27 protein-coding genes are annotated in these 23,810 nt (G+C 69.6%); 20 read left to right on the top strand and 7 right to left on the bottom strand.

Features of this window, described 5'->3' with window-relative positions; all coding sequences use genetic code 11:
* Positions 1–106: 106 nt before the first annotated feature.
* From prfA to ACTWQF_RS01505, 15 genes are all read left to right on the top strand, one after another.
* Positions 107–1,177 (top strand): peptide chain release factor 1, encoded by a 1,071-nt coding sequence (gene prfA, locus ACTWQF_RS01575; RefSeq protein ID WP_443277524.1) that lies wholly within the window; start codon positions 107–109, stop codon positions 1,175–1,177.
* Positions 1,178–1,196: 19 nt separating this feature from the next.
* A complete protein-coding gene (gene prmC, locus ACTWQF_RS01570) occupies positions 1,197–2,042 on the top strand; it encodes a peptide chain release factor N(5)-glutamine methyltransferase (RefSeq protein ID WP_443276321.1) in 846 nt (281 codons plus the stop codon).
* Positions 2,042–2,689 carry an L-threonylcarbamoyladenylate synthase gene (locus ACTWQF_RS01565; protein ID WP_433099491.1) on the top strand — a complete coding sequence of 216 codons (648 nt, stop codon included), beginning with the start codon at positions 2,042–2,044 and terminating at the stop codon, positions 2,687–2,689. Before prmC ends, ACTWQF_RS01565 begins: the two co-directional genes overlap by 1 nt.
* A complete protein-coding gene (locus ACTWQF_RS01560; RefSeq protein ID WP_443276319.1) occupies positions 2,689–3,351 on the top strand; it encodes an arsenate reductase/protein-tyrosine-phosphatase family protein in 663 nt (220 codons plus the stop codon). Before ACTWQF_RS01565 ends, ACTWQF_RS01560 begins: the two co-directional genes overlap by 1 nt.
* Before the next feature lie 257 nt (positions 3,352–3,608).
* Positions 3,609–4,961 carry an MraY family glycosyltransferase gene (locus ACTWQF_RS01555; RefSeq protein WP_443276318.1) on the top strand — a complete coding sequence of 451 codons (1,353 nt, stop codon included), beginning with the start codon at positions 3,609–3,611 and terminating at the stop codon, positions 4,959–4,961.
* Positions 4,962–5,226: 265 nt separating this feature from the next.
* On the top strand, positions 5,227–5,652 hold the full coding sequence (locus ACTWQF_RS01550; protein ID WP_443245123.1) for a hypothetical protein: 426 nt from the start codon (positions 5,227–5,229) through the stop codon (positions 5,650–5,652).
* A gap of 221 nt (positions 5,653–5,873) precedes the next feature.
* Entirely contained in the window at positions 5,874–6,704 is an 831-nt protein-coding gene (gene atpB / locus ACTWQF_RS01545; protein WP_443276316.1) for a F0F1 ATP synthase subunit A, read from the top strand.
* Positions 6,705–6,781: 77 nt separating this feature from the next.
* Positions 6,782–7,039: an ATP synthase F0 subunit C gene (gene atpE, locus ACTWQF_RS01540; RefSeq protein WP_016469811.1), complete on the top strand. Its 258-nt coding sequence runs from the start codon at positions 6,782–6,784 to the stop codon at positions 7,037–7,039.
* 60 nt (positions 7,040–7,099) lie between these two features.
* Positions 7,100–7,645 (top strand): F0F1 ATP synthase subunit B, encoded by a 546-nt coding sequence (locus tag ACTWQF_RS01535; protein ID WP_443277522.1) that lies wholly within the window; start codon positions 7,100–7,102, stop codon positions 7,643–7,645.
* Complete coding sequence (locus ACTWQF_RS01530) at positions 7,642–8,457, top strand: F0F1 ATP synthase subunit delta (RefSeq protein ID WP_443276314.1); 816 nt, start codon at positions 7,642–7,644, stop codon at positions 8,455–8,457. The genes ACTWQF_RS01535 and ACTWQF_RS01530 overlap by 4 nt, the downstream gene beginning before the upstream one ends.
* A gap of 143 nt (positions 8,458–8,600) precedes the next feature.
* A complete protein-coding gene (gene atpA / locus ACTWQF_RS01525; RefSeq protein WP_443276312.1) occupies positions 8,601–10,172 on the top strand; it encodes a F0F1 ATP synthase subunit alpha in 1,572 nt (523 codons plus the stop codon).
* Between the two features lie 2 nt (positions 10,173–10,174).
* Positions 10,175–11,098 (top strand): F0F1 ATP synthase subunit gamma, encoded by a 924-nt coding sequence (locus ACTWQF_RS01520; RefSeq protein WP_443276310.1) that lies wholly within the window; start codon positions 10,175–10,177, stop codon positions 11,096–11,098.
* Between the two features lie 2 nt (positions 11,099–11,100).
* The gene (gene atpD / locus ACTWQF_RS01515; protein ID WP_443276308.1) at positions 11,101–12,543 is read left to right on the top strand and encodes a F0F1 ATP synthase subunit beta; all 1,443 of its coding nucleotides are present in this window, start codon (positions 11,101–11,103) and stop codon (positions 12,541–12,543) included.
* Positions 12,544–12,632: 89 nt separating this feature from the next.
* A complete protein-coding gene (locus tag ACTWQF_RS01510; protein WP_443276307.1) occupies positions 12,633–13,016 on the top strand; it encodes a F0F1 ATP synthase subunit epsilon in 384 nt (127 codons plus the stop codon).
* A gap of 149 nt (positions 13,017–13,165) precedes the next feature.
* Entirely contained in the window at positions 13,166–13,624 is a 459-nt protein-coding gene (locus ACTWQF_RS01505) for a DUF2550 domain-containing protein (protein WP_443276305.1), read from the top strand.
* A gap of 25 nt (positions 13,625–13,649) precedes the next feature.
* On the opposite strand, the gene ACTWQF_RS01500 is transcribed toward ACTWQF_RS01505, so the two are convergent.
* Both ACTWQF_RS01500 and ACTWQF_RS01495 read right to left on the bottom strand, forming a co-directional pair.
* Positions 13,650–14,315 carry a response regulator gene (locus ACTWQF_RS01500; RefSeq protein ID WP_443276304.1) on the bottom strand — a complete coding sequence of 222 codons (666 nt, stop codon included), beginning with the start codon at positions 14,313–14,315 and terminating at the stop codon, positions 13,650–13,652.
* Positions 14,305–15,639 (bottom strand): sensor histidine kinase, encoded by a 1,335-nt coding sequence (locus tag ACTWQF_RS01495; protein WP_443276302.1) that lies wholly within the window; start codon positions 15,637–15,639, stop codon positions 14,305–14,307. Before ACTWQF_RS01495 ends, ACTWQF_RS01500 begins: the two co-directional genes overlap by 11 nt.
* A 252-nt stretch (positions 15,640–15,891) precedes the next feature.
* On the opposite strand from ACTWQF_RS01495, the gene ACTWQF_RS01490 reads away from it, so the two are divergent.
* Positions 15,892–16,506, top strand: a complete 615-nt coding sequence (locus ACTWQF_RS01490) for a hypothetical protein (RefSeq protein WP_443276300.1) — start codon at positions 15,892–15,894, stop codon at positions 16,504–16,506.
* 89 nt (positions 16,507–16,595) lie between these two features.
* A complete protein-coding gene (gene aac(3), locus ACTWQF_RS01485; protein ID WP_443276297.1) occupies positions 16,596–17,444 on the top strand; it encodes an aminoglycoside 3-N-acetyltransferase in 849 nt (282 codons plus the stop codon).
* A gap of 18 nt (positions 17,445–17,462) precedes the next feature.
* On the opposite strand, the gene ACTWQF_RS01480 is transcribed toward aac(3), so the two are convergent.
* From ACTWQF_RS01480 to ACTWQF_RS01460, 5 genes are all read right to left on the bottom strand, one after another.
* Positions 17,463–18,314: a hypothetical protein gene (locus ACTWQF_RS01480; protein WP_443276295.1), complete on the bottom strand. Its 852-nt coding sequence runs from the start codon at positions 18,312–18,314 to the stop codon at positions 17,463–17,465.
* Between the two features lie 28 nt (positions 18,315–18,342).
* A complete protein-coding gene (locus ACTWQF_RS01475) occupies positions 18,343–18,981 on the bottom strand; it encodes an HAD family hydrolase (protein ID WP_443276293.1) in 639 nt (212 codons plus the stop codon).
* Complete coding sequence (locus tag ACTWQF_RS01470; RefSeq protein WP_443276291.1) at positions 18,978–19,550, bottom strand: cob(I)yrinic acid a,c-diamide adenosyltransferase; 573 nt, start codon at positions 19,548–19,550, stop codon at positions 18,978–18,980. The genes ACTWQF_RS01475 and ACTWQF_RS01470 overlap by 4 nt, the downstream gene beginning before the upstream one ends.
* 151 nt (positions 19,551–19,701) lie before the next feature.
* The gene (locus tag ACTWQF_RS01465) at positions 19,702–20,457 is read right to left on the bottom strand and encodes an ABC transporter permease (protein WP_443276289.1); all 756 of its coding nucleotides are present in this window, start codon (positions 20,455–20,457) and stop codon (positions 19,702–19,704) included.
* A 38-nt stretch (positions 20,458–20,495) separates the two neighbouring features.
* Positions 20,496–21,284 carry an ABC transporter ATP-binding protein gene (locus ACTWQF_RS01460; RefSeq protein ID WP_443276287.1) on the bottom strand — a complete coding sequence of 263 codons (789 nt, stop codon included), beginning with the start codon at positions 21,282–21,284 and terminating at the stop codon, positions 20,496–20,498.
* Between the two features lie 80 nt (positions 21,285–21,364).
* Here ACTWQF_RS01460 and ACTWQF_RS01455 point away from each other — a divergent pair, with 80 nt between their 5' ends.
* From ACTWQF_RS01455 to ACTWQF_RS01445, 3 genes are all read left to right on the top strand, one after another.
* On the top strand, positions 21,365–22,018 hold the full coding sequence (locus tag ACTWQF_RS01455) for a TetR/AcrR family transcriptional regulator (protein ID WP_443276285.1): 654 nt from the start codon (positions 21,365–21,367) through the stop codon (positions 22,016–22,018).
* A gap of 190 nt (positions 22,019–22,208) precedes the next feature.
* Positions 22,209–23,057, top strand: a complete 849-nt coding sequence (locus tag ACTWQF_RS01450; protein ID WP_443276282.1) for a 3-hydroxyacyl-CoA dehydrogenase family protein — start codon at positions 22,209–22,211, stop codon at positions 23,055–23,057.
* A 295-nt stretch (positions 23,058–23,352) separates the two neighbouring features.
* Complete coding sequence (locus tag ACTWQF_RS01445) at positions 23,353–23,712, top strand: STAS domain-containing protein (protein WP_443276280.1); 360 nt, start codon at positions 23,353–23,355, stop codon at positions 23,710–23,712.
* Positions 23,713–23,810 lie beyond the last annotated feature (98 nt).

Below are 23,810 nucleotides of genomic sequence, written 5' to 3'. Positions count from 1 at the left end.
CTGCCGGGCAGCGCGGCCCGGCGCTCTTTTGGTGCTCAGCGCCCCGGTACCCGCCCGCCCCTCCCGGCGTGGCGGCGCCCCCACTCATCAGTAAGGGATGGCCACGATGTTCGAGGCGGTCGAGGAACTCGTCGGCGAGCACGCCGACCTGGAGCGGCGGCTCGCCGATCCGGCGATCCATGCCGACCAGGCGGGTGCCCGCCGGCTCAACAAGCGCTACGCCGAACTCACCCCGATCATCACCGCCTACAGCGACTGGAAGCGGACCGGGGACGACATCGGCACCGCGCGGGAACTGGCCACGGAGGACCCGGACTTCGCCGACGAGGTCAAGGAGCTGGAGCGGCGCCGCGAGGAGCTGACCGAGCGGCTGCGACTGCTGCTGGTCCCGCGCGACCCCAGCGACGACAAGGACGTCATCCTGGAGATCAAGGCGGGCGAGGGCGGCGACGAGTCCGCACTGTTCGCCGGCGATCTGCTGCGGATGTATCTGCGCTACGCCGAGCGCAACGGCTGGAAGACCGAGCTGATCGAGTCCAACGAGTCCGATCTGGGCGGCTACAAGGACGTCCAGGTCGCGGTGAAGTCCAAGGGCTCGACCGAGCCGGGACAGGGCGTGTGGGCGCGCCTGAAGTACGAGGGCGGGGTGCACCGCGTACAGCGGGTGCCCGCCACCGAGTCGCAGGGCCGTATCCACACCTCGGCCGCCGGTGTCCTGGTGCTGCCGGAGGCCGAGGACGTGGATGTGGAGGTCAACCCGAACGATCTGCGTATCGATGTCTACCGCTCCTCCGGGCCCGGCGGGCAGTCGGTGAACACCACCGACTCGGCCGTGCGCATCACCCACGAGCCGACCGGCATCGTCGTCTCCTGCCAGAACGAGAAGAGCCAGCTCCAGAACAAGGAGCAGGCCCTGCGCATCCTGCGTGCCCGGCTGCTGGCCGCGGCGCAGGAGGAGGCCGAGAAGGAGGCGTCGGACGCCCGCCGCAGCCAGGTCCGTACGGTCGACAGGTCGGAGCGGGTGCGCACCTACAACTTCCCGGAGAACCGCATCTCGGACCACCGTGTCGGCTTCAAGGCCTACAACCTGGACCAGGTACTGGACGGCGAGCTCGACCCCGTGATCCAGGCGTGCGTGGACGCGGATTCCGCGGCCAAGCTGGCCGCCGCTCAGTGACACCCGGGAGGGGGACGGAGTGAACGTGCTGCTCGCCGAGGTGGCGCAGGCCACACAACGGCTGGCCGACGCCGGCGTGCCCTCGCCGCGCTTCGACGCCGAGGAGCTGGCCGCCTGGGTGCACGGCGTCGGACGGGGGGAGCTGCACCGCGTCGCCGACGCCGACTTCGACGCGCGCTACTGGGAGGCGGTGGCCCGCCGCGAGGCCCGTGAACCGCTTCAGCACATCACCGGGCGCGCCTTCTTCCGCTATCTGGAGCTGCACGTCGGAGCGGGGGTCTTCGTACCCCGGCCGGAGACCGAGTCCGTGGTCGGCTGGGCGATAGACGCGGTACGGGCCATGGACGTGGCCGAGCCGCTGATCGTGGACCTGTGCACCGGTTCCGGGGCCATCGCGCTGGCCCTCGCCCAGGAGGTGCCCCGCTCCCGGGTGCACGCCGTGGAGCTGGACGAGTCGGCCCTGGTGTGGGCGCGCAAGAACGTCGAGGGCTCCCGGGTGACGCTGCACCAGGGGGACGCGCGTACCGCGCTGAGCGAGCTCGACGGCCAGGTGGACCTCGTGATCTCCAATCCGCCCTACATTCCGCTCACCGAGTGGGAGCATGTGGCGCCGGAGGCCCGCGATCACGATCCGCAGATCGCGCTGTTCTCCGGCGAGGACGGCCTGGACGTCATCCGCGGCCTGGAGCGCACCGCCCACCGGCTGCTGCGTCCGGGCGGCGTCGTGGTCATCGAGCACGCCGACACCCAGGGCGGGCAGGTGCCCTGGATCTTCACCGAGGACCGTGGCTGGGCTGACGCCGCGGACCACCCCGACCTCAACAACCGGCCCCGTTTTGCCACCGCACGCAGGGAGGTGCCGTAATGGCACGGCGATACGACTGCTCCGACGCGACCGACCGGGCGACGGGTCTGCGCGAGGCCGCCTCGGCCGTCAGGCGCGGAGAACTCGTCGTGCTGCCGACGGACACCGTCTACGGCGTCGGCGCCGACGCCTTCAGCGCCGATGCGGTCGGTGATCTGCTGGAGGCCAAGGGCCGCGGGCGCGGTATGCCCTCGCCGGTGCTGGTGGGCTCCCCGAACACGCTGCACGGCCTGGTCACGGACTTCTCCGAGACCGCCTGGGAGCTGGTCGACGCCTTCTGGCCCGGAGCGCTCACTCTGGTGGCGCGGCACCAGCCGTCGCTGACCTGGGACCTGGGGGAGACGCATGGCACGGTGGCGGTTCGGATGCCGCTGCACCCGGTCGCCATCGAGCTGCTGAACGAGTTCGGCCCGATGGCCGTCTCCTCGGCGAACCTGACCGGGCACCCGGCGCCGATGGACTGTGACGCGGCCCAGGAGATGCTGGGTGAGTCGGTCGCCGTCTATCTGGACGGCGGACCCACGCAGGATAACGTGCCCTCGTCCATCGTGGACGTCACCGGCTCGGTGCCCGTCCTGCTGCGCGCGGGTGCCATCGACGCCGACGAGCTCCGCAAGGTCGTACCGGGCCTGGAGGTGGCCCCGTAGTGACCGCCCCACCCGGGCGTGGGCCGGCCGAGGCCGGCGGCATAAGCGGCGCCGACGGCGCGTTCCGTATCCTCCACGTCTCCACAGGCAACGTGTGCCGCTCACCGATCACCGAGCGGCTCACCCGGCATGCCCTGGCCGAACGGCTGGGGGAGCGCCGCATGGGCGGCCTCGTGGTCGAGAGCGCGGGGACATGGGGCCACGAGGGCGCGCCCATGGAGGAGAACGCGTTGGCCGTGCTGCTCGAACACGGCGCGGACGCCTCGGGGTTCACCGGCCGGGAGCTGCTCGACGAGCATGTGATCCGGGCCGATCTGGTGCTGACGGCCACCCGCGACCACCGGGCCCAGGTGATCTCCATGGGCCACTCCGCGGGTCTGCGCACCTTCACGCTCAAGGAGTTCACCCGGCTGGTGCGGGCCATAGACCCCGCGACCCTGCCGGCCGCAGGCAGCCCCGAGGGCGTGGTGGAGCGCGCGCACGCACTGGTCCAGGCGGCAGCCGCACTGCGCGGCTGGCTGCTGGCGCCCAGCCCGGAGGCGGACGAGATCTACGACCCGTACGGGGCACCGATCCCGTACTTCCGCAGTGTCGGCGAGGAGATCAGCAGAGCGCTGGACCCGGTGGTCACCGCCTTGACGGGTGTTCCCGCGCACACGTAGAAGCACCACCGAGAACCGGCAGGCAGGAGTGAGCGTGTCTTATGGTGTGGGCCTGAGCAGCCCGCATGCGAGGTCTGTGAGCAGCCCGCGAGACTTTTGGGGAGCCCGTGCGTACTGCTGTCTTCCGGGAGGCCACCCCCCGTACCCCGGGGGTGCACGGGGTGGCGGGGCTGAGAGCGCGTCCCGTCCGGGGGTCCGTCGGGTGGCGTTGTCCTATGGTGTGGGCCTGAGCAGCCCGCGAGACTTTTGGGGAGCCCGTGCGTGAATATCTGCTGACGCTGTGCGTCACGGCTGCGGTCACCTATCTGCTGACCGGGCCGGTGCGGAAGTTCGCCATCGCGGCGGGCGCGATGCCGCCCGTGCGGGCGCGCGACGTGCACCGGGAGCCGACGCCGCGGCTCGGCGGCATCGCGATGTTCGGCGGGCTGTGCGCCGGGCTGCTGGTGGCCTCGCAACTGACCAACATCGGCGAGCTGTTCACCCTTTCCGACGAACCCCGCGCGCTGCTCTCGGGCGCCGGTCTGATCTGGCTGATCGGCGTGCTGGACGACAAGTGGGGCGTCGACGCGCTGGTGAAGCTGGGCGGCCAGATGATCGCCGCCGGTGTGATGGTGCTCCAGGGACTGACGATCCTCTGGCTTCCGGTGCCAGGTGTGGGAAATGTCGCGCTCACCCCGTTCCAGGGCACGCTGCTGACCGTCGCGCTGGTGGTCATCACCATCAACGCGGTGAACTTCGTGGACGGGCTGGACGGCCTCGCGGCGGGCATGGTGTGCATCGCCGGGGTGGCGTTCTTCATGCACGCCTACCGCATCTGGTACGGCTACGGCATCGAGGCCGCGGCTCCGGCCACGCTCTTCGCCGCTGTGCTGATGGGCATGTGCCTGGGCTTCCTGCCGCACAACATGCACCCGGCGCGGATCTTCATGGGTGACTCGGGCTCCATGCTGATCGGGCTCGTGCTGGCGGCGGGCGCGGTCTCCGTCACCGGCCAGGTCGACCCGGACTTGATGGTCGAGCACACCGGTTCGGTGAAGTCTGCGGTCCACACGATGGTTCCCCTGTACATGCCGCTCCTGCTGCCGCTGAGCATCATCGCCATCCCGGTCGCCGACCTCGTCATGGCGATCGTGCGGCGCACCTGGAACGGGCGCTCGCCGTTCGCGGCCGACCGGGGTCATCTGCACCACCGGCTGCTGGAGATCGGGCACTCGCACAGCCGCGCGGTGCTGATCATGTACTTCTGGGCCGCGTTGATCGCTTTCGGCGCCGTGGCCTTCTCGGTGCGCTCCTCCAGCCTGGCCATCGTGCTGGCGATCGTGCTGCTGAGCGCCGTGGGCCTGGTGGTGCTGCTGATGCCGCGCTACACGCCGCGGGTGCCCGCCTGGGCGCAGCGCGCGCTGCCGCCGCGGTACCGGCGCTCCGCGGAAGAGCCGGCGGTCGCCGAGGTCGCCCCGACTCCGCCGGGGCCCGGCGAGGACCCGGCTCTCGCGGGGGAGACGGTCGAAGAGGCGGAGCGCGAGCCTGTGATGGCCGGACTGAACGGTGCAACAGCCATCGGGGAACGTCGGCAGTTCACCCGGCCGAAGAAGATCAACACCCATGACTGAGCGGCCCGATACCCCGGCAAAGGCCCAATAGCAGACATAGCGGCTGCCGTCACCAGGAGGCGCGTACTGTCACACCTGCGTGTGACAGGGGGCACACCAAGTAGGTAAAGACCTCATCAAATAGTTTGTGATACCGTTCACGAAACCCGGTGGCCAGCCGAAGTACCGCACTCTCGCGGGCCCTTCTGTCAGGAGGTCCGTCCTCCACGCCGGGCTACGCTCGTCATCGACGACCCACGTTCCCCGATTTCCCCGGAGCCACCACATGCAGTCGAACGACGCACGCATGCTCCTGCACTGCGCCGTCCCGACCGCCGTAGCCGGTGTCGTGGCCGCAGTGATCAGCGCCGTGTTCGCAGGAGGTAAGGGCGCGGTCGGAGCCGCGGCCGGAGCCCTCGTCGTGATCCTTTTCATGGGTCTCGGCCTTTACGTCCTCCAGCGGACAGCGCGCTCCTTTCCGCACCTCTTTCAGGCGATGGGCCTACTGCTGTATACGACACAGATTCTGTTGCTGTTCGTTGTGCTGGTGGTCTTCCGGGATACGACCCTTTTCGACACCAAGACCTTCGCGTTCACACTGCTCGGCGGCACCATCGTGTGGGTCGCGGCACAGGGCAGGGCGCACCTGAAGGCGAAGATCATGTACGTCGAACCCTCCTCCGGCTCCGGCGAGAAGGCCAGTGCCACGTAGGGGCGGGATAAGCGCTCGTTCGAGCAACTGCTATCGTCCGTTGCCAACTGCGGCGCAGCAGACGGGGTCGGCGGAGTTCCCTCCACTTCCGGATTCCACGGGACGGAACGGACACTCTCGCCCCCTGATCCGCCGCCGCCCCCGATTCGTAAGACCAAGACCAGTGCCGTTCCGTGGCCGCACGCCGCGCCGACACAACGAGGTAGCCGTTTTCATGCGCCATGCAGAAGGAGCCCGCGGTGAGTGCTGACCAGATGCTCGCCTTTGAGACCGACTGCCACCTTTTCAGTGGCTGCGGCTTCGAGGCTCCAGGGCTCCACTCGTTCGTCTTCGAGCCGATGTTCAGCGTCGGCGGATTCGACTTCAACAAGCCGATCCTGCTCGCCCTCGTGGGCACGATCGCCATCGTGGGGTTCTTCTGGGCCGCCTTCGCCAAGCCCAAGGTCGTTCCCGGAAAACTCCAGATGATCGGTGAGGCCGGCTACGACTTCATCCGCCGCGGCGTGGTCTACGAGACGATCGGCAAGAAGGAAGGCGAGAAGTACGTCCCCCTGGTGGTGGCGCTCTTCTTCTTCGTGTGGGTGATGAACCTGTGGTCGGTCATCCCGCTCGCACAGTTCCCGGTGACCTCGATCTTCGCGATCCCGCTCGGCCTCGCGGTGCTCGTCTATCTCATCTGGGTCCCGCTGACCTTCAAGCGGCACGGCTTCGTCGGCGCGTTCAAGAACTTCACGGGCTACGACCCGTCGCTCCCCGGTGCGGTTCGGCTGCTGGTCATGGTCATCGAGTTCTTCTCGAACGTGCTGGTGCGCCCCTTCACGCACGCCGTCCGGCTCTTCGCGAACATGTTCGCCGGGCACATGCTGCTGGTGCTCTTCACCATCGCGACCTGGTACATGCTCAACGGCATCGGGATCGCCTACTCGGCCGTCTCCTTCGTGATGGCGGTCGTGATGGTCGCCTTCGAGCTGTTCATCCAGGTCATCCAGGCGTACGTCTTCGTCCTTCTGACCTGCACCTACATCCAGGGCGCGCTCGCCGAGGAACACTGAGCAAGCCCCTCCACCGCACACCCCCAGCTGTCCGGCGGCCAACCCCCGCCGGTCCGTACAGAGAAGGAAGTAACGGCATGTCCGCTGCCCTTGAAATGGTCAACCTCGCGGCTGAGGCCAAGGGTGTTACCGGCAACCTCGGTTCCGTCGGCTACGGCCTCGCGGCCATCGGCCCCGGCATCGGCGTCGGCATCGTTTTCGGTAACGGCACCCAGGCGCTGGCCCGCCAGCCCGAGGCCGCCGGTCTGATCCGCCAGAACCAGATCCTCGGCTTCGCCTTCTGTGAGGCGCTGGCCCTCATCGGCATCGTCATGGGCTTCATCTTCCGCTCCTGACGTGCCGAGCGAACGAACCCATTTCCGACGGAAGGCACTGACGTGAACGCCCTGGTAAACATGGCGGAGACCGAGGTTCCGCAGAACCCGCTCGTTCCGCCGATCCCAGAGCTGGTCATCGGCCTGATCGCATTCGCCATCGTCTTCTTCTTCCTCTGGAAGAAGCTCCTTCCGAGCATCAACAAGGTGCTGGATGAGCGTCGTGAAGCCATTGAGGGCGGCATCGAGAAGGCTGATGAGCTCCAGCAGGAGGCCGCCGAGGTACTCCAGCAGTACAAGGAGCAGCTCTCCGAGGCCCGCCACGAGGCCGCCCGGCTGCGTGCCGAGGCCCAGGAACAGGGCGCCGCGCTCATCGCCGAGATGCGCGCCGAGGGCCAGCGGCAGCGTGAGGAGATCATCGCCGCCGGCCACGCCCAGATCGAGGCCGATCGCAAGCAGGCCGCGCACACGCTCCGCCAGGACGTGGGCAAGCTCGCCACCGACCTGGCCGGCAAGCTCGTCGGCGAGTCCCTCGATGACCACGCCCGGCAGAGCCGCGTCATCGACCGCTTCCTCGACGGGCTCGAAGAGGCTGCCGAGGCCGACGCCAGCGGAGCCGCCCGATGAACGGTGCGAGCCGCCAGGCGCTTGCCGCCGCGCGCGAGAGCCTGACCGCGCTGAGCGACTCCACGTCGGTCGACGCGGCGAGCCTCGCCGACGAGCTCGCCGCCGTCACCGCGCTGCTGGAGCGCGAGGTCTCGCTGCGCCGGGTCCTCACCGACCCGGCGCAGGACGGCGAGGCCAAGGCATCGCTGGTACAGCGGGTGCTCGGCGGTCAGCTCAGCGGCCCGGCCACCGACCTGGTCTCCGGCATGGTCCGCTCCCGCTGGTCCGCGCCGCGTGACCTGGTCGACGCCATCGAGGTGCTGGCGGACCTCGCCGACCTGGTGGCCGCCGAGCGGGACGGCTCGCTGGACGACGTCGAGGACGAACTGTTCCGCTTCGGCCGGACCGCGGCCTCGGCGCCGGACCTGCGTGCGGCGCTCGCCAGCCGTACGGCCGGGTCCGAGGCGAAGCGCGCCCTGGTGCGCCAGCTGCTGGGGGGCCGGGTCAGGCCGGCCACCGAGCGTCTGGTGACGCGGCTGGTCACTCAGCCGCGAGGACGTAGCCTGGACAGTGGGCTCGAAGCCCTGTCCCGGCTGGCTGCCGAGCGCCGTAACCGCTCGGTCGCCGTCGTGACCTCCGCGGTGCCGCTGAGCGACGAGCAGAAGCGTCGCCTGGGCGCGGCGCTGGCCAAGCTGTACGGCCGCAAGGTGCACCTGAACCTGGACGTGGACCCGGAGGTCCTCGGCGGGATCACGGTGCGGGTGGGCGACGAGGTCATCAACGGCTCGATCGCCGACCGGCTGGACGAGGCCCAGCGGCGGATGGCCGGCTGACGCAGTACCCGGCGCCGAGCGCCAACCAACTCAACAAGCACGAAAGCGGCCCGAGTTGGGCCGTACAAGGGAGTCGGGGGAATTTCACACCCCCCGGAGCCCGAAGGAACTTACGGGCCCAACAAGGAGAGCAGGGAACCCAGATGGCGGAGCTCACGATCCGGCCGGATGAGATCCGGGACGCGCTGGAGACCTTTGTCCAGTCGTACACGCCGGACGCGGCCTCGCGCGAAGAGGTCGGTACGGTCAGCGCTGCCAGCGATGGCATCGCGAAGGTCGAGGGGCTGCCCTCGGCCATGGCGAACGAGCTGCTGAAGTTCGAGGACGGCACCCTCGGCCTCGCCCTCAACCTCGAGGAGCGCGAGATCGGTGCGGTCGTCCTCGGTGAGTTCAGCGGCATCGAAGAGGGCCAGTCGGTGCAGCGGACCGGCGAGGTCCTGTCGGTCGCGGTCGGCGACGGCTACCTCGGCCGCGTCGTCGACCCGCTGGGTGCCCCGGTTGACGGTCTCGGCGAGATCGAGGCGGAGGGCCGCCGCGCCCTGGAGCTCCAGGCTCCCACGGTCATGCAGCGCAAGTCCGTGCACGAGCCCATGGAGACCGGCTACAAGGCCGTCGACACCATGACCCCGATCGGCCGCGGCCAGCGCCAGCTCGTCATCGGTGACCGCCAGACCGGCAAGACCGCGCTGTGCGTCGACACGATCATCAACCAGCGTGACAACTGGCGCTCGGGCGACCCGGACAAGCAGGTCCGCTGCATCTACGTCGCCATCGGCCAGAAGGGCTCCACCATCGCGTCCGTGCGCGGCGCGCTGGAAGAGGCCGGTGCGCTGGAGTACACGACGATCGTCGCGGCCCCGGCCTCCGACCCGGCGGGCTTCAAGTACATCGCCCCCTACACCGGCTCGGCCATCGGCCAGCACTGGATGTACCAGGGCAAGCACGTGCTGGTCGTCTTCGACGACCTGTCCAAGCAGGCCGACGCCTACCGTGCCGTCTCCCTGCTGCTGCGCCGCCCGCCGGGCCGTGAGGCGTACCCGGGCGACGTCTTCTACCTGCACTCCCGGCTGCTGGAGCGCTGCGCCAAGCTCTCCGACGACATGGGCAAGGGCTCGATGACCGGTCTGCCGATCGTCGAGACGAAGGCCAACGACGTCTCGGCGTTCATTCCGACCAACGTCATCTCCATCACCGACGGGCAGTGCTTCCTGGAGTCCGACCTGTTCAACGCGGGCCAGCGCCCGGCGCTGAACGTCGGTATCTCGGTCTCCCGTGTCGGTGGCTCGGCCCAGCACCGTGCCATCCGTCAGGTCACCGGTTCGCTCCGGGTCGACTTGGCCCAGTACCGCGAGCTGGAGGCGTTCGCCGCCTTCGGTTCCGACCTGGACGACGCCTCCAAGGGGGCGCTGGAGCGCGGTAAGCGCATGGTCGAGCTGCTCAAGCAGCCGCAGTACCAGCCGTTCGCCACCGAGGACCAGGTCGTCTCCATCTGGTCCGGCACCAACGGCAAGATGGACGACGTACCCGTCGAGGACATCCGGCGCTTCGAGCGCGAGCTGCTGGACTACATGCACCGCGATGAGCAGGCCCTGATGACCGGCATCCGCGAGGGCGGCAAGATGTCGGACGACACGGTCCAGGCGCTGAGCGACGCGGTCGACAAGTTCAAGACGCAGTTCGAGACCTCGGACGGCAAGCTGCTGGGCGAGGGCTGAGCATGGGTGCCCAGCTCAGGGTCTACAAGAGGCGGATCAAGTCCGTCTCCGCGACCAAGAAGATCACCCGGGCGATGGAGATGATCGCCGCCTCGCGCATCATCAAGGCGCAGCGCAGGGTGGCCGCCTCCGAGCCGTACGCGAAGGAGCTGACCCGCGCGGTCACCGCCGTCGCGCAGGGCTCCGACGCCAGGCACCCGCTGCTGACCGAGGCGGAGCAGCCGAAGCGGGCCGCGGTGCTGCTCATCACGAGCGACCGCGGGCTGGCGGGCGGCTACAACTCCAACGCCATCAAGGCGGCCGAGGTGCTGAACGCACGGCTGGCCGCCGAGGGCAAGGAGATCGTCAGCTACATCGTCGGCTCCAAGGGTGTGGCCTACTACGGCTTCCGCAACCGTCCCGTCAAGGAGTCGTTCACCGGCTTCACCGACAGCCCGACCTACGCCGACGCGAAGGCCGTGGCCGCCCCGCTGATCGAGGCGGTGCAGGCGGAGACCGCCGAGGGCGGCGTGGACGAACTGCACATCGTCTACACCGAGTTCATCTCGATGATGACGCAGACCGCGGTGGACGCCCGGATGCTGCCGCTCGCCCTCGACGAGGGCGGCAAGGCTCCGGAGGCGGGCGGCGGCAAAGGAGTCCTGCCGCTGTACGACTTCGAGCCCTCGGCCGAGGACGTACTGGACGCGCTGCTGCCGCGGTACGTCGAGTCGCGCGTCTACAACGCCCTGCTCCAGGCGGCGGCCTCCAAGCACGCCGCCACCCGCCGGGCGATGAAGTCCGCGACCGACAACGCCGAAGACCTCATCAAGTCGCTGACGCGGCTTGCCAACGCGGCCCGCCAGGCCGACATCACCCAGGAAATCAGCGAGATCGTCGGTGGGGCGAGCGCGCTGGCTGACGCTAACGCGGGGAGTGACCGCTAACCATGACCACCACAGTTGAGACGGCCGCTGCGACGGGCCGCGTCGCCCGGGTCATCGGCCCGGTCGTCGACGTGGAGTTCCCCGTCGACGCCATGCCGGACATTTACCAGGCCCTGACGGTCGAGGTCCTCGACCCGGCCGAAGAGGGCAAGAAGAAGACGCTGACCCTGGAGGTCGCCCAGCACCTCGGCGAGGGGCTGGTCCGCGCCATCTCCATGCAGCCCACCGACGGCCTGGTCCGCCAGGCCCCGGTGACCGACACCGGTGCGGGCATCACCGTGCCCGTCGGTGACGTCACCAAGGGCCGGGTCTTCAACACCCTCGGCAAGATCCTGAACGAGCCGGAGGCCGAGTCCGAGGTGACCGAGCGGTGGTCCATCCACCGCAAGGCCCCCGCCTTCGACCAGCTCGAGTCCAAGACCGAGATGTTCGAGACCGGTCTGAAGGTCGTCGACCTGCTGACCCCGTACGTCAAGGGCGGCAAGATCGGCCTGTTCGGCGGCGCGGGCGTCGGCAAGACCGTGCTCATCCAGGAAATGATCATGCGTGTGGCCAAGCTGCACGAGGGCGTTTCCGTGTTCGCCGGCGTCGGCGAGCGTACGCGTGAGGGCAACGACCTCATCGCGGAGATGGAAGAGTCGGGCGTGCTCCCGCAGACCGCGCTGGTCTACGGCCAGATGGACGAGCCCCCGGGGACGCGTCTCCGGGTCGCGCTGGCCGGTCTGACCATGGCGGAGTACTTCCGCGATGTGCAGAAGCAGGACGTGCTGTTCTTCATCGACAACATCTTCCGCTTCACCCAGGCCGGTTCCGAGGTCTCCACCCTGCTGGGCCGGATGCCCTCCGCTGTGGGCTACCAGCCGAACCTGGCGGACGAGATGGGTGTGCTCCAGGAGCGCATCACCTCGACCCGCGGTCACTCCATCACCTCGATGCAGGCGATCTACGTGCCCGCGGACGACCTCACCGACCCGGCCCCGGCGACGACCTTCGCGCACCTGGACGCCACCACGGTGCTCTCGCGTCCGATCTCGGAGAAGGGCATCTACCCGGCGGTGGACCCGCTGGACTCGACGTCCCGGATCCTGGACCCGCGGTTCGTCTCGCAGGAGCACTACGACTGCGCCGAGCGCGTCAAGGGGATCCTGCAGAAGTACAAGGACCTCCAGGACATCATCTCCATCCTCGGCATCGACGAGCTGTCCGAGGAGGACAAGCTCACGGTGTCCCGCGCCCGCCGCATCGAGCGCTTCCTGTCGCAGAACACCCACGCGGCGAAGCAGTTCACCGGTCTCGACGGATCGGACGTGCCGCTGGACGAGTCGATCGCGGCCTTCAACGCGATCGCCGACGGCGAGTACGACCACTTCCCCGAGCAGGCGTTCTTCATGTGCGGTGGCCTTGACGACCTCAAGGCCAAGGCGAAGGAGCTCGGCGTCTCCTGACACCGGACTTCGTGGCGGGGGCAGGGTGCGAGTGCACGCGCCCCCGCCGCACCCCTTATCCTTTCCCCATCCCAGTCTGAGGAGCCACAGTGGCTGAGCTGCACGTCGAGTTGGTCGCCGCCGACCGCAAGGTCTGGTCCGGCGAGGCCAGCCTGGTCGTCGCGCGCACCTCCTCGGGTGATATCGGTGTCATGCCCGGCCACCAGCCGCTGCTCGGCGTGCTGGAGTCCGGCCCGGTCACCATCCGTACGACCGGCGAGAGCGGCGGCGGCACCGTCGTCGCCGCGGTGCACGGCGGGTTCATCTCCTTCGCCGACAACCAGCTCTCGCTGCTCGCCGAGATCGCGGAGCTGACCGACGAGATCGATGTCGAGCGGGCGGAGCGCGCGCTGGAGGAGGCAAAGTCCAAGGCCGACGAGGACGCCGAGAAGCGCGCCGACGTCCGGCTGCGAGCGGTGACAGCCGCACGCTGACGTTTGTCGCGTCACGCCTGGCGCACGACGACCCTCAGCCGCGGGTGGTCCCGGAATTATCCGGGTCCGTCCGCGGCTGAAGCCATACAGCAGGGTTTGAGAGACTTGCCCCGCGGCAGGTCCCGGAGAGAGCGAGGAGGTCGGTGAAGATGGTCCTCGCTCTGCTGCTGTGCGGCGTGGTCGTCCTGCTGGTGATGGCGGGGCTTTTCGCCTTCGGGGTACGCCGACGGCTCATCCAGCGGTCAGGCGGAACGTTCGACTGCAATCTGCGGTGGGCGGTCACCGACTCCGAGGCCACCGACCCCAAAGGGAAAGGCTGGGCGTACGGCATCGCCCGCTACAACGGTGACCGCATCGAATGGTTCCGCGTCTTCTCCTATGCCCCCAGGCCCCGCCGCCATCTGGTGCGCGGGGCCATTGACGTTCTGGAGCGGCGCTCCCCGCTCGGCGAGGAGGAGCAGGCGCTGCTCTCCGACGCTGTGGTGCTGGCGTGTGCGGTGGGCCCGGAACACACACGCGTCGAGCTCGCCCTGAGCGAGGACGCCCTCACGGGCTTCCTCGCCTGGCTGGAGGCGGCACCACCCGGGCAGCGCGTCAACGTGGCCTGAGGGACTCCGAAGGGGCGCGAGGGGATTACGGTGCGGTGATCCCCAACTCCTGGGCGAGTACGGCGGCCTGGGTGCGGCTGCGCAGGTCCAGTTTGGCGAGCAGTCGGCTGACGTGGGTCTTGACGGTGGCCTCCGCCATGGTGAGGCGGCGGGCGATGTCCGCGTTGGAGAGCCCCTCACCGAGGCACCCCAGCACCTCCCGCTCGCGCCGCGTCAGTGCGTCCAGCCCGGGTGGCGGGTCCCCGACCGGGACCGGGCGCGCGCCCGCGAACTCGGCGATCAGCCGCCGCGTCACGCCGGGCGCGATCATGCCCTCGCCGCGTGCGACCGTACGTACCGCGTCCACCACCGCCGCCGCCTCGCTGTCCTTGAGTAGAAAGCCGGCGGCGCCCGCGCGGAGCGCGCCGAAGACGTACTCGTCGTGGTCGAACGTCGTCAGCACGAGCACGTCGGCGAGGCGTTCCGCGGTGATGCGGCGGGTGGCGGTGACGCCGTCCAGGCGGGGCATCTGGATGTCCATCAGCACCACGTCGGGGGCGAGTTCGCGGGCGAGCCGTACCGCCTCCTCACCGTCTCCCGCCTCGCCGGCCACGGTGATGCCCGGGGCGTTGCGGAGGATGAGTACCAGCCCCGCGCGTACGGCCTGCTGATCCTCGGCGACCAGCACCCGGACGGTCCGGTCAGCTGTCACGGCTCTGTCTCCCTTGGCTCGGATCGGCGCTCGGCACCGATCGGCGCGGCGCACCGTTCCCGGCGATGACCGCGTCCGTCTCGTGCGGTGCGGGCAGCACCGCGTGAATCAGCCAGACCGGCTCGCCACCCGTACCGGTCGCAGGCCCCGCCGCCAGCTCGCCCTCCAGCAGCTCCACCCGCTCCCGCATCCCGACGAGCCCCGCGCCGGCGCCGGGCGCGCGCGGGGCACCGTCGTCGGCCGGAGCGCCGTCCAGCGGACTGCTGACGCGTATGCCGAGCGTGTCCGGGCGGGCGCCGTCCCGGTCGAGTTCCACGGTGACGTTACCGGGCCCCGCGTGCTTGAGCGCGTTGGTGACGGCCTCCTGGACGATGCGGTAGGCGGTCAACTCCACGGGGGTGGGCAGCGGTTCGCCCCGGGGCCTGTGGTCCGCCAGCGTGAATGTACGACCGTCGCCCGCCATCGCCTGGGCGCGGGTCAGCAGAGCATCGAGTCCGTCGAGGGAGGGCGTCGCCGCGGGTGCCTCGGAGCCACCCGCATTGCGCAGCAGCCCGATGAGGCGGCGCATTTCGGCCAGTCCCTGCACGCTGTTCTCGCGGATGACGCCCAGGGCTTCGCGGGTGGCCTCGCCACTGTCGCGGGAGGCGGGGAAGGAGAGCGCGGCCGAGGAGTGGATGGCGATGGCCGAGAGGTGGTTGGCGACGACGTCGTGCAGCTCGCGCGCCATCCGGGCACGCTCGGCGTCGACCGCATGCTTGCGGTCCAACTCCGCGAGCCTTGCGGTCTGCTCGGCCCGCAGCCGCTCGGCTGCCGCCTTGTCACGGTGGTTGCGGATCATCTCGCCCGTGGTGGTGGGGACGAGCAGCACACCGGCGCAGGCTGCGCCCATCAGCAGCATGTCGGCCCGCTGGAAGGCGATCAGCAGCCCCACCGTGACGACCACGGTGACCACCGCCGAGGCCCGCAGCGTCACCCGGGCAAGACGGGGGGAGCCGTACAGCACGGCGGCGTAGAGCAGGTCCGTGAACAGCACCAGCGTCGCCAGCAGCGAGCCCATCAGCACGTCGGCCACCTCGGCGGCGATGCCCAACCACAGCACGTACGGCTGGCCGGAACGCCGCAGCAGCGCGACCACACACATCACACCGAGCGGCATCAGCATCAGCCAGCGCGAGCCGGAGGCCCACAGCGGATCACTGCCGAGGTCGAGCCCCCACAGCAGCAGCCCGCAGGCGAGTCCGGTGAGCGCGATCAGCACATCGTCCTGGTGCGGGCGCAGGCCACGCAGCGTACGGGGCCAGGTCGTGGCCGGGACGGTGGTCATGGCCCCATTCTCGCGGGCCGGCAAGCGCCGGGGGTCCACCGCCGGGGCGAGCGTCCGTGGAGCGCCACTGCATCTTTCGATGCAGTTCGCAGCGCCCTGAATCGTCACGGACGACGACGCGCCGGGTCGTCCCGGAACGCGAAGGTGGAGGGGCGCGTCCGGACGCCGCGTCCGCCATGGGGGAGGGCAGGGCGACCGGGAGCAGTTCGCCATCATCCCCGCCGGGGACATACGCCAGGAGGGCGTTCATTCATGATCGTGACGCTGATCGTCGTCTGCGAGGTCGGCTTCTGGGTGATGCTCGCAGCGGGCCTCGCGCTGCGCTACCTCGCGCGGATGCCCCGTACGAGCGCGGCGGTGCTGCTGTGCGAGCCGCTGCTGGAGGTGGTGCTGCTGGTCGTCACCGCGATCGATCTGCGGAACGGTGCGGAGCCCGACTGGATGCACGGACTGGCCGCCGTGTACATCGGCTTCACCGTGACCTACGGGCACTACATGGTCAAGTGGGCGGACGGTCATGCCGCGCACCTGCTCGGCAGGGGCCCGCGCCCGGCAAAGCCGCCCCGCTACGGGAGGGCGCGCACGGTGCACGAGTGGAAGATGGCGGCCCGTTCCATCGGTGCCGCCGCCATCGCCGCCGGGCTGCTCCAGATCGCGATCTGGTACGTCGGCGGAGCCGAGCAGACCGAGTCGCTGCGCCAGTGGCAGAGCCGGATGGGCTTCGTGGTCGGGATCAGCCTGATCATCGCGCTGAGCTACACGATATGGCCCAAGCGGCCCAAGAACGGCGCGGATTCGTCGGCACCGGGACAGGAGGAGCGCCCCGCGGTGCAGCGCGACCCGGTGGACACCGGTGCCCGGAAGTAGTCGGCCGCCGGGGTACAAGAACAACTGGCAGCCGGTGTCCGGAAAAAAACCGGACGCCGAGCTGCCCTTGATCCTCGTACGCTCGCCGGATGGACGAACGCACATTGCTGGCTCGCTCCGACGGACCCGTCACCCGCAGCAGACTGGTCCGGGAGCTTACCGAGCTGGGCCTGCGGCCCGGTGACACCGTCATGTTCCACACCGCGCTCTCCGCGCTCGGCTATGTGCCTGGTGGCCCCCTCACCGTCATCGCGGCACTGCGCGAAGTGCTCGGGGAGAAGGGCACGTTGCTCGTCTACAGCGGCTGGAACGATGCGCCGCCGCACGACTTCACCGACTGGCCCGCACCGTGGCAGGACGCCGTGCGGGCCGAACACCCCGTGTACGACCCCGAGCTGAGCGAGGGCACGCACGACAACGGCCGCCTTCCCGAGGCCCTGCGCCGCCTGCCCGGGGCCCTGCGCACCCGGCATCCCGACAGCTTCGCCGCGCTCGGCGCGCAGGCCGAGGCGCTGGTACTGGACGTGCCCTGGGACGACCCGTACGGCGCGCGGGGACCGCTCGGCAGGCTCGTCGACGCCGGGGGCCGTGTGCTGCTGCTGGGCGCCCCGCTCGACACGCTCACGATCCTGCATCACGCCGAGGCGCTGGCCCAGGCGCCCGGCAAGCGTCATCTCAACTACGAGGTCCCGGTCCTGGACTCCGACGGCAGGCGCGTCTGGCAGCGCTACTGGGACATCGACACCGAGGACGAGGCGTTCGACTACGGGCAGACCGTACCGGAGGGCGTCTGGCCGTTCACCGCCATCGCGCAGGAGGCGCTGGCTGCAGGCATCGGCGTTCGTGGCCGGGTCGGGGCGGCTGAAAGCCATCTGTTCGAGGCGGCGGAGCTGGTGCGCTTCGGAGTGGAGTGGATCGAGCGGAACATCACCGCGTAAGGGGAGAGGAGGGCCCTGCTACGCGCCCGGGTCGCGGCCGGGGGCCTCTTTGGAGTCCGGCTGCTCGAGCCCCTTCAGGGTGGCGCGGGTGTCCTTCTTCATCCAGCCGGTCACGGCTGACTCGGACGGTGGCTCGAAATCCTCGTCAATGCCGCCGCCGAACCAGCTCCAGCTCATCTCGTACGTCATCCACCCGGCTCGCACCTCCAGCTTGAGACTGCCCAGGCTGTCGCCGCGCTTCTCCTTGATCATGTACGCCTCGTCACCGAAGCCGTCGACGCGGGAGACCGAGTACTGGTACGTACCGGACTTCTGGTCCTTCCACGTCCGCTGCTCGGAGGCGAACTCGCCTGCGGGATCGGTCTTCTTGTGCCACTTCACGGTGGTGGACACATAGGTGGTCGGGGGCGTCTTCGACGTCTCGCCGTGCTCGACCATCGTGCGGCTGCAGTTGCTGACGTCGAGGCCCTTCTGCCGGGAGGAGTAGCCGTCGGGATCGTCCGAGGCGGACTTCTCGATCTTGTACTCCTGCCGGAACGACGCGAGCTTCGCCGTCTCGCACATGTCGTGGTGGAAGCGGTAGCCCTGGAAGTCGGCCGTGGCCGAGTCGGAGGCGTCCTTGTCCAGCGCGCCGGTAGCCATCAGTGTCGCGGCCCAGGTGACGGACGCGATCACCACGCCGCCCAGCGCCCACAGCCAGCGCGGACCGCCGCCGCGCCCCGGCCCGCCCGGCGGCTGCCCGGGCGGACCGGGCGGCGGAGTCTGCGGTTGTGCGTATGGATTGAACTGGTATGCGGGCGTCGCGGTGGATGTGGGTTGCTGTGAGTACGGCTGCTGTGGCTGTTGCGGTTGTGCCCCCGGTATCGACATGCGGGGCACAGTACTCGCATGTTTTCGGTCAGTCTTCCTCGACCTGAGGCAGCCGGGCGGCGAACGTCTCGAGCACGGTGCGGGTGCCGGCGGAGTCCGTATGGAGATGTCCCGCCATGCCCAGGGCGCGGGCGGCCTCGACGTTCTCCGGGACGTCGTCCACGAACAACGAGTCCTCGGCGGCGGCGCCCAGCAGCTGAAGCGTGTGCGTGTAGATGCGAGGGTCAGGCTTGGCGAAGCCCACCTCGCAGGAGAGCACGGCCTCGTCGGCGACCGACAGCAACGGGGCGAGGTTGGGGCGGGCGTCCGGCCAGGCGTTGCTGACGAACGCCGTACGCGCCCGGCCGCGCAACCCGGCCACCGCGTCGAGCAGCGCCTGGTCCCACGCCGGGTTGCCCGCCAGATCCTCGCGCAGTTCGGCGACGCCGTCCTCGTCCAGCGCGAGCCGTTCGCGGACGACGGACCACCACGCGGGGCCGCTCATCCGGCCGACGAGCACCTCGGTGTCGTTGCCCGCGTAGACCGCCGTGACGAAGTCCCGCTCCGTGATGCCCAGTCGCGCCGACCACTTGGCTGCGGCGGCCGGAAGTATGTCCTCGACCAGCACCCCGCCCAGGTCCATCAGCAGCGCGGGCCGGCGGCCCCGCCCCCGCGCCGCGATGCTCACCGCTCGCCCCCGGGCACCCACAGCACGTCGCCGACCGCCTTGTTGGCCGTACGGGCGAGGATGAACAGCAGGTCGGAGAGGCGGTTGAGGTAGGTCGCGGTCAGCGGATTCATCGTCTCGCCGTGCTCCTCCAGCGCCGCCCATGTGGAGCGCTCGGCCCGGCGCACCACGGTGCACGCCTGGTGTAGCAGCGCCGCGCCCGGCGTACCGCCCGGAAGGATGAAGGAGCGCAGCTTCTCCAGGCCCTCCAGGAAGCGGTCGCAGTCGGCCTCCAGCTTGTCGATGTAGGTCTGTTCGACCCGCAGCGGCGGGAACTCGGGGCTCTCCACGACCGGCGTCGAGAGGTCGGCCCCTACGTCGAACAGGTCGTTCTGCACCCGCAGCAGCACGGCGCGGATTTCCTCGTCCAGCTCGCCCATGGCCAGCGCCACCCCGATCGCGGCGTTCGCCTCGTTGGCGTCGGCGTACGCCGCGATACGGGAGTCGGTCTTGGCCGTGCGGCTCATGTCGCCGAGCGATGTGGTGCCCTTGTCGCCGGTCCGGGTGTAGATCCGCGTGAGGTTAACCATGCGCCGAGCGTATCGGGGGGCGCCCCCGAAGGGGCGCGGGGACCTGCTCCCCCAGCCTCCGGCCGGGAGGTGCCCCCATCGGCCACAACGCACCCGCAAAGCCTGCGAGCCTCCGGCAGGGGCACCCCGTTGCCAGGACACCAGCAAGGCGCTAGGCACTCACCTTGCGGAACACCCCCGCGCCCAAGCTCAGTGACGCGACAGCCAAAGCGGCAGCCACCGCAGCGCCGAGAAGGACGGAGCCGTCCGCGTAGTTCCCGGCGAAAGCGTCCCGTACGGCGTCGACGACGTACCGGAAGGGCACGAAGTGAGAGAGGGCGTCCAGCCAGCCGGGCGCCAAACTCATCGGCAGCAGGATGCCGGACAGCAGCACGGCGGGCATGTTGAGAGAGCTGATGACAGGAGCGAACTCCTGCGGCGAGTTGACGCGCATGGCCAGCGTGTACGACAGCGAGGCGAGCGACGCGGCGAGCAGACCGACCAGGACGAAGCCGATCAGCACTCCCGCCACCGGGGCGCGCAGCCCCATCGCGACGCCGACCAGCATGAGCAACAGCGACTGTGCGAACAGCTGGAGCGCGTCGCGCAGCAGGCGCCCCAGCAGCAGCGCAAGCCGGCTGACGGGGGTCACCCGCATCCGCTCGACCACGCCGTTGTGTTTCTCCATCAGGATCGTGAACCCGGCGAAGGCGGAGGAGAACAGGGTGAGCTGGACGAGGAGCCCCGGCACCAGCGTCTGCCAGGAGTCACCGCGCCCGCCCAGGTGGAGGTCTTCCAGGAGGGGGCCGAAGAGGACGAGAAAGAGCAGCGGCTGAAGCGCCCCGAACAGCAGCCCGATCTTGGAGGACGCCGTCTGCCGGATGTAGCGCCCGGCGATGATGCCGGTGTCGGTCAACAGGTGGGACACAGGAAGGTTGTCCGTTCTCTCTGCGGTCGGTGAGGCGGTCAGACGGCGACGGGTGCCGGTTCCTCCTCGCGCTGGGTGCGGCGTCCGGTGATGGCGATGAAGGCGTCCTGGAGGCCAGCGTCGGCCGCACCCGCGTAGGTCTGCTTGAGCTCGGCCGAGGTGCCGTGCGCGACGACCCGGCCGTCGTCCACGATCACCAGCCGGTCGGCGAGTGCGTCGGCCTCGTCCAGATAGTGCGTGGTCAGGAAGACCGTCATGCCGCGCTCGTCGCGCAGCCGCCGGACCAGCTGCCACAGGTCGGCGCGGCTGCCGGGATCGAGGCCGGTCGTCGGCTCGTCGAGGAAGAGCAGCGCCGGACTGTGGGTGAGCGCCATGGCGATGTCCAGCCGCCGCCGCTGTCCCCCGGAGAGGGAGCCGCAGGGGCGGTCGAGCAGCGCGCTCAGATCGAGCTCCCGGGCCAGCTCCTCGGTGCGCTGGGCGGCACCGGACTTGCTGAGCCGGTAGAGCCTGCCCTGGGTCGTCAGCTCCTCGCGGACGCTCACGGTGGGGTCGACGCCGCCGGACTGTGCGACGTAGCCGATCCGCTCCCGTACGCCCCTGGGGTCCGCGATCAGGTCGTGCCCGGCGACGGTCGCGGTGCCCGAGGTGGGGGGCAGCAGGGTCGTGAGCATCCGGAGCGTCGTCGTCTTGCCCGCTCCGTTGGGGCCGAGAAAGCCAAGTATCTCGCCCTGCTCGACGGTCAGATCGATGCCGCGTACGGCCTCGACGGTGCGGGATTTGGTGCGGAAGGTCCGGGTCAGCCCGGTGGTGTGGATGGCTGCTGGCATGACCCCAGAAAAACAGAGTGACTCAAAACTTGCAACCACTCCAATATTTGGCGAACCCCACCCTGGCCTACGATGGAGCCATGACCAGCACTGCCCCTCAGGAAGGCCGCAGGGAGCGGAAGAAGCGGGAGACCCGGCTGCGGATCTCCGACATCGCCACGGGTCTCTTCCTCGACCGCGGCTTCGACGCGGTCACCATCGCCGAGATCGCGGAGGCCGCCGACGTCTCGGTGAACACGGTCTACAACTACTTTCCGACCAAGGAGGACCTCTTCTTCGACCGCGCGGAGGAGGTGATCGACCGCCCCTCCCGCTTCGTGCGGGAGCGGCTGCCGGGCCAGTCGGCGGCCGAGGCCGTACTGGGCAGGCTGCGCGAAGAGATCGAGGACCGCAGCGTCTACGCCGGGGTGACGGAGGGCTACGACAAGTTCGTGCGCTGCATCCACGAGGCGCCCTCGCTGCTGGCCCGCATGATGCTCATGCAGTACCAGACCGCAGAACGGCTCACCGCGACGCTTGCCGAGGAGACCGGCGCGGAGCCCGACGACCCGATGCCCCAGCTGGTCGCCGGGGAACTGGTGCACATCAGCAACCAGCTCTTCCGGGGAGCCACCCGTGCCATCGGCGCGGGGATGTCACCCGAACGGACGGCGATCGACGCGCTCCGGAAGCTCAACACCTACGAGAAGCTCGTCTCGGAATGCTTCCTCAAGTACGCGGTGAAGCCCGGCTGATGGCCCCGGCGCCGAGGTGCCGGCCGCACGGTGTGACGTCCGCCATGTGAGACGTGATACGTGTCTCTTCGTCTCCCACGCCTTGCCGATAGACGCTAATGTCCGCCCAACGGACGGTCATTCACAAGGCGCTGAGGCACGCCGCAGCAGCGGGCGCGCGGCCCGGCGCGACGAAGTGAGGGTGAAGAACGTGGCGAAGAGGCTCGCCGTCATCGGAGCCGGACTCATGGGCTCCGGAATCGCACAGGTCTCCGCTCAGGCGGGCTGGGACGTGACGCTCCGCGATGTGACGGACGAGGCACTCGCCCGCGGTAGGGACGGCATCAAGGCGTCGTACGACAAGTTCGTCTCCAAGGGCAAGCTCGACGCCGCCGAAGCGGAGGCCGCTCTCGGCCGTATCACCACCACCACGGATCTGGACGCGGCGGCCGAGGCGGACATCGTCGTCGAGGCCGTCTTCGAGAAGATCGAGGTCAAGCGGGAGATCTTCGCCGCCCTCGACAAGCTGGTCGGCGACCGGACCGTCCTCGCCTCCAACACCTCGGCCATCCCCATCACCAAGATCGCGGCGGCCACCGGCCGGCCCGAGCGGGTCGTCGGCACGCACTTCTTCTCGCCGGTGCCCATGATGGCCCTGTGCGAGCTGGTGCGGGGCCTGAAGACCAGCGACGAAACCGTCGCCACCGCACGGGAGTTCGCCGAATCGGTCGGCAAGACCTGCGTCGTCGTCAACCGGGACGTCGCCGGCTTCGTCACCACCCGTCTCATCTCGGCGCTCGTGGTGGAGGCCACCAAGCTCTACGAGTCCGGCGTCGCCTCCGCCGAGGACATCGACACCGCCTGCCGGCTGGGCTTCGGCCATGCCATGGGCCCGCTCGCCACCGCCGACCTGACCGGCGTCGACATCCTGCTGCACGCCACCGAGAACATCCACACCGAATCCCAGGACGCCAAGTTCGCCCCGCCGGAGCTGATGCGGCGCATGGTCGACGCCGGTGACCTGGGCCGCAAGACCGGTCAGGGCTTCTACCCCCACTGATCCGCTCCGCGGGGTGCCCGAACGTCCTGGCTGCGCAGACCGCTCCGTCCTCCCTCGGCCGAAGGCTGGGGGAGGGTGAGCCGGTCCACGCGACGACCGCGTTCGGCTCCCTCGCAGGAGTGAAACTCGGTATCAGTCAGGACACGGACGGCAACTCCACCGTTGCGGTGCCAGTCATCTGTGGTGGGGGCACCGTGGGGCCGCAACGGCACAACCGATGGGCCGTAACGGCCATAAGAGAGCACGCCGCAAGGAAGCACGCCAGGGACAGCACTCCGCGAATATAGGAGCGTATATGCACATCAGGGGCGACCACGCCGAGCTGGTCGTCGGAGGTCGTCTTGACGTCCGCAGCGCGGCGGACGCCCGTACGGTCCTGCACGCAGCCGTCGACTCGGGTGACGGCGACCTCGTGCTGGACCTCGCCGAGCTCGACTCGTGGGACGCCACGGGTCTCGGCGTCATCATGGGCGCACATCGCCGCGCGGGACGGTGTGGCCGCAGACTCGTCCTGCGTGAGGTGCCCCCGCAGATGCAGCGCCTGCTGGTGGCCACCCGGCTGCATCGGATCCTCGCCATCGAGACCCCCGCGCCGGGCGGCTCACCGGCCGCCAGGTCCAGGTCCGGACAGCCCGGCATTCTGGCGAAGCCATGACAACTGGGCCGGTACCGTCACCGCGCGCCGCCGCTTCCTGGACAATGGAGGCCGCGCACCGGCCCGGCCCCTCCCGGTCAGCCGGCCGCGCCACCTGC

This window comes from Streptomyces sp. 8N114, from assembly GCF_052245835.1.
Lineage (GTDB): Bacteria > Actinomycetota > Actinomycetes > Streptomycetales > Streptomycetaceae > Streptomyces.
Note: the sequence above shows the minus strand (reverse complement) of the source record. Positions and strands in the feature narration are given on the sequence as shown.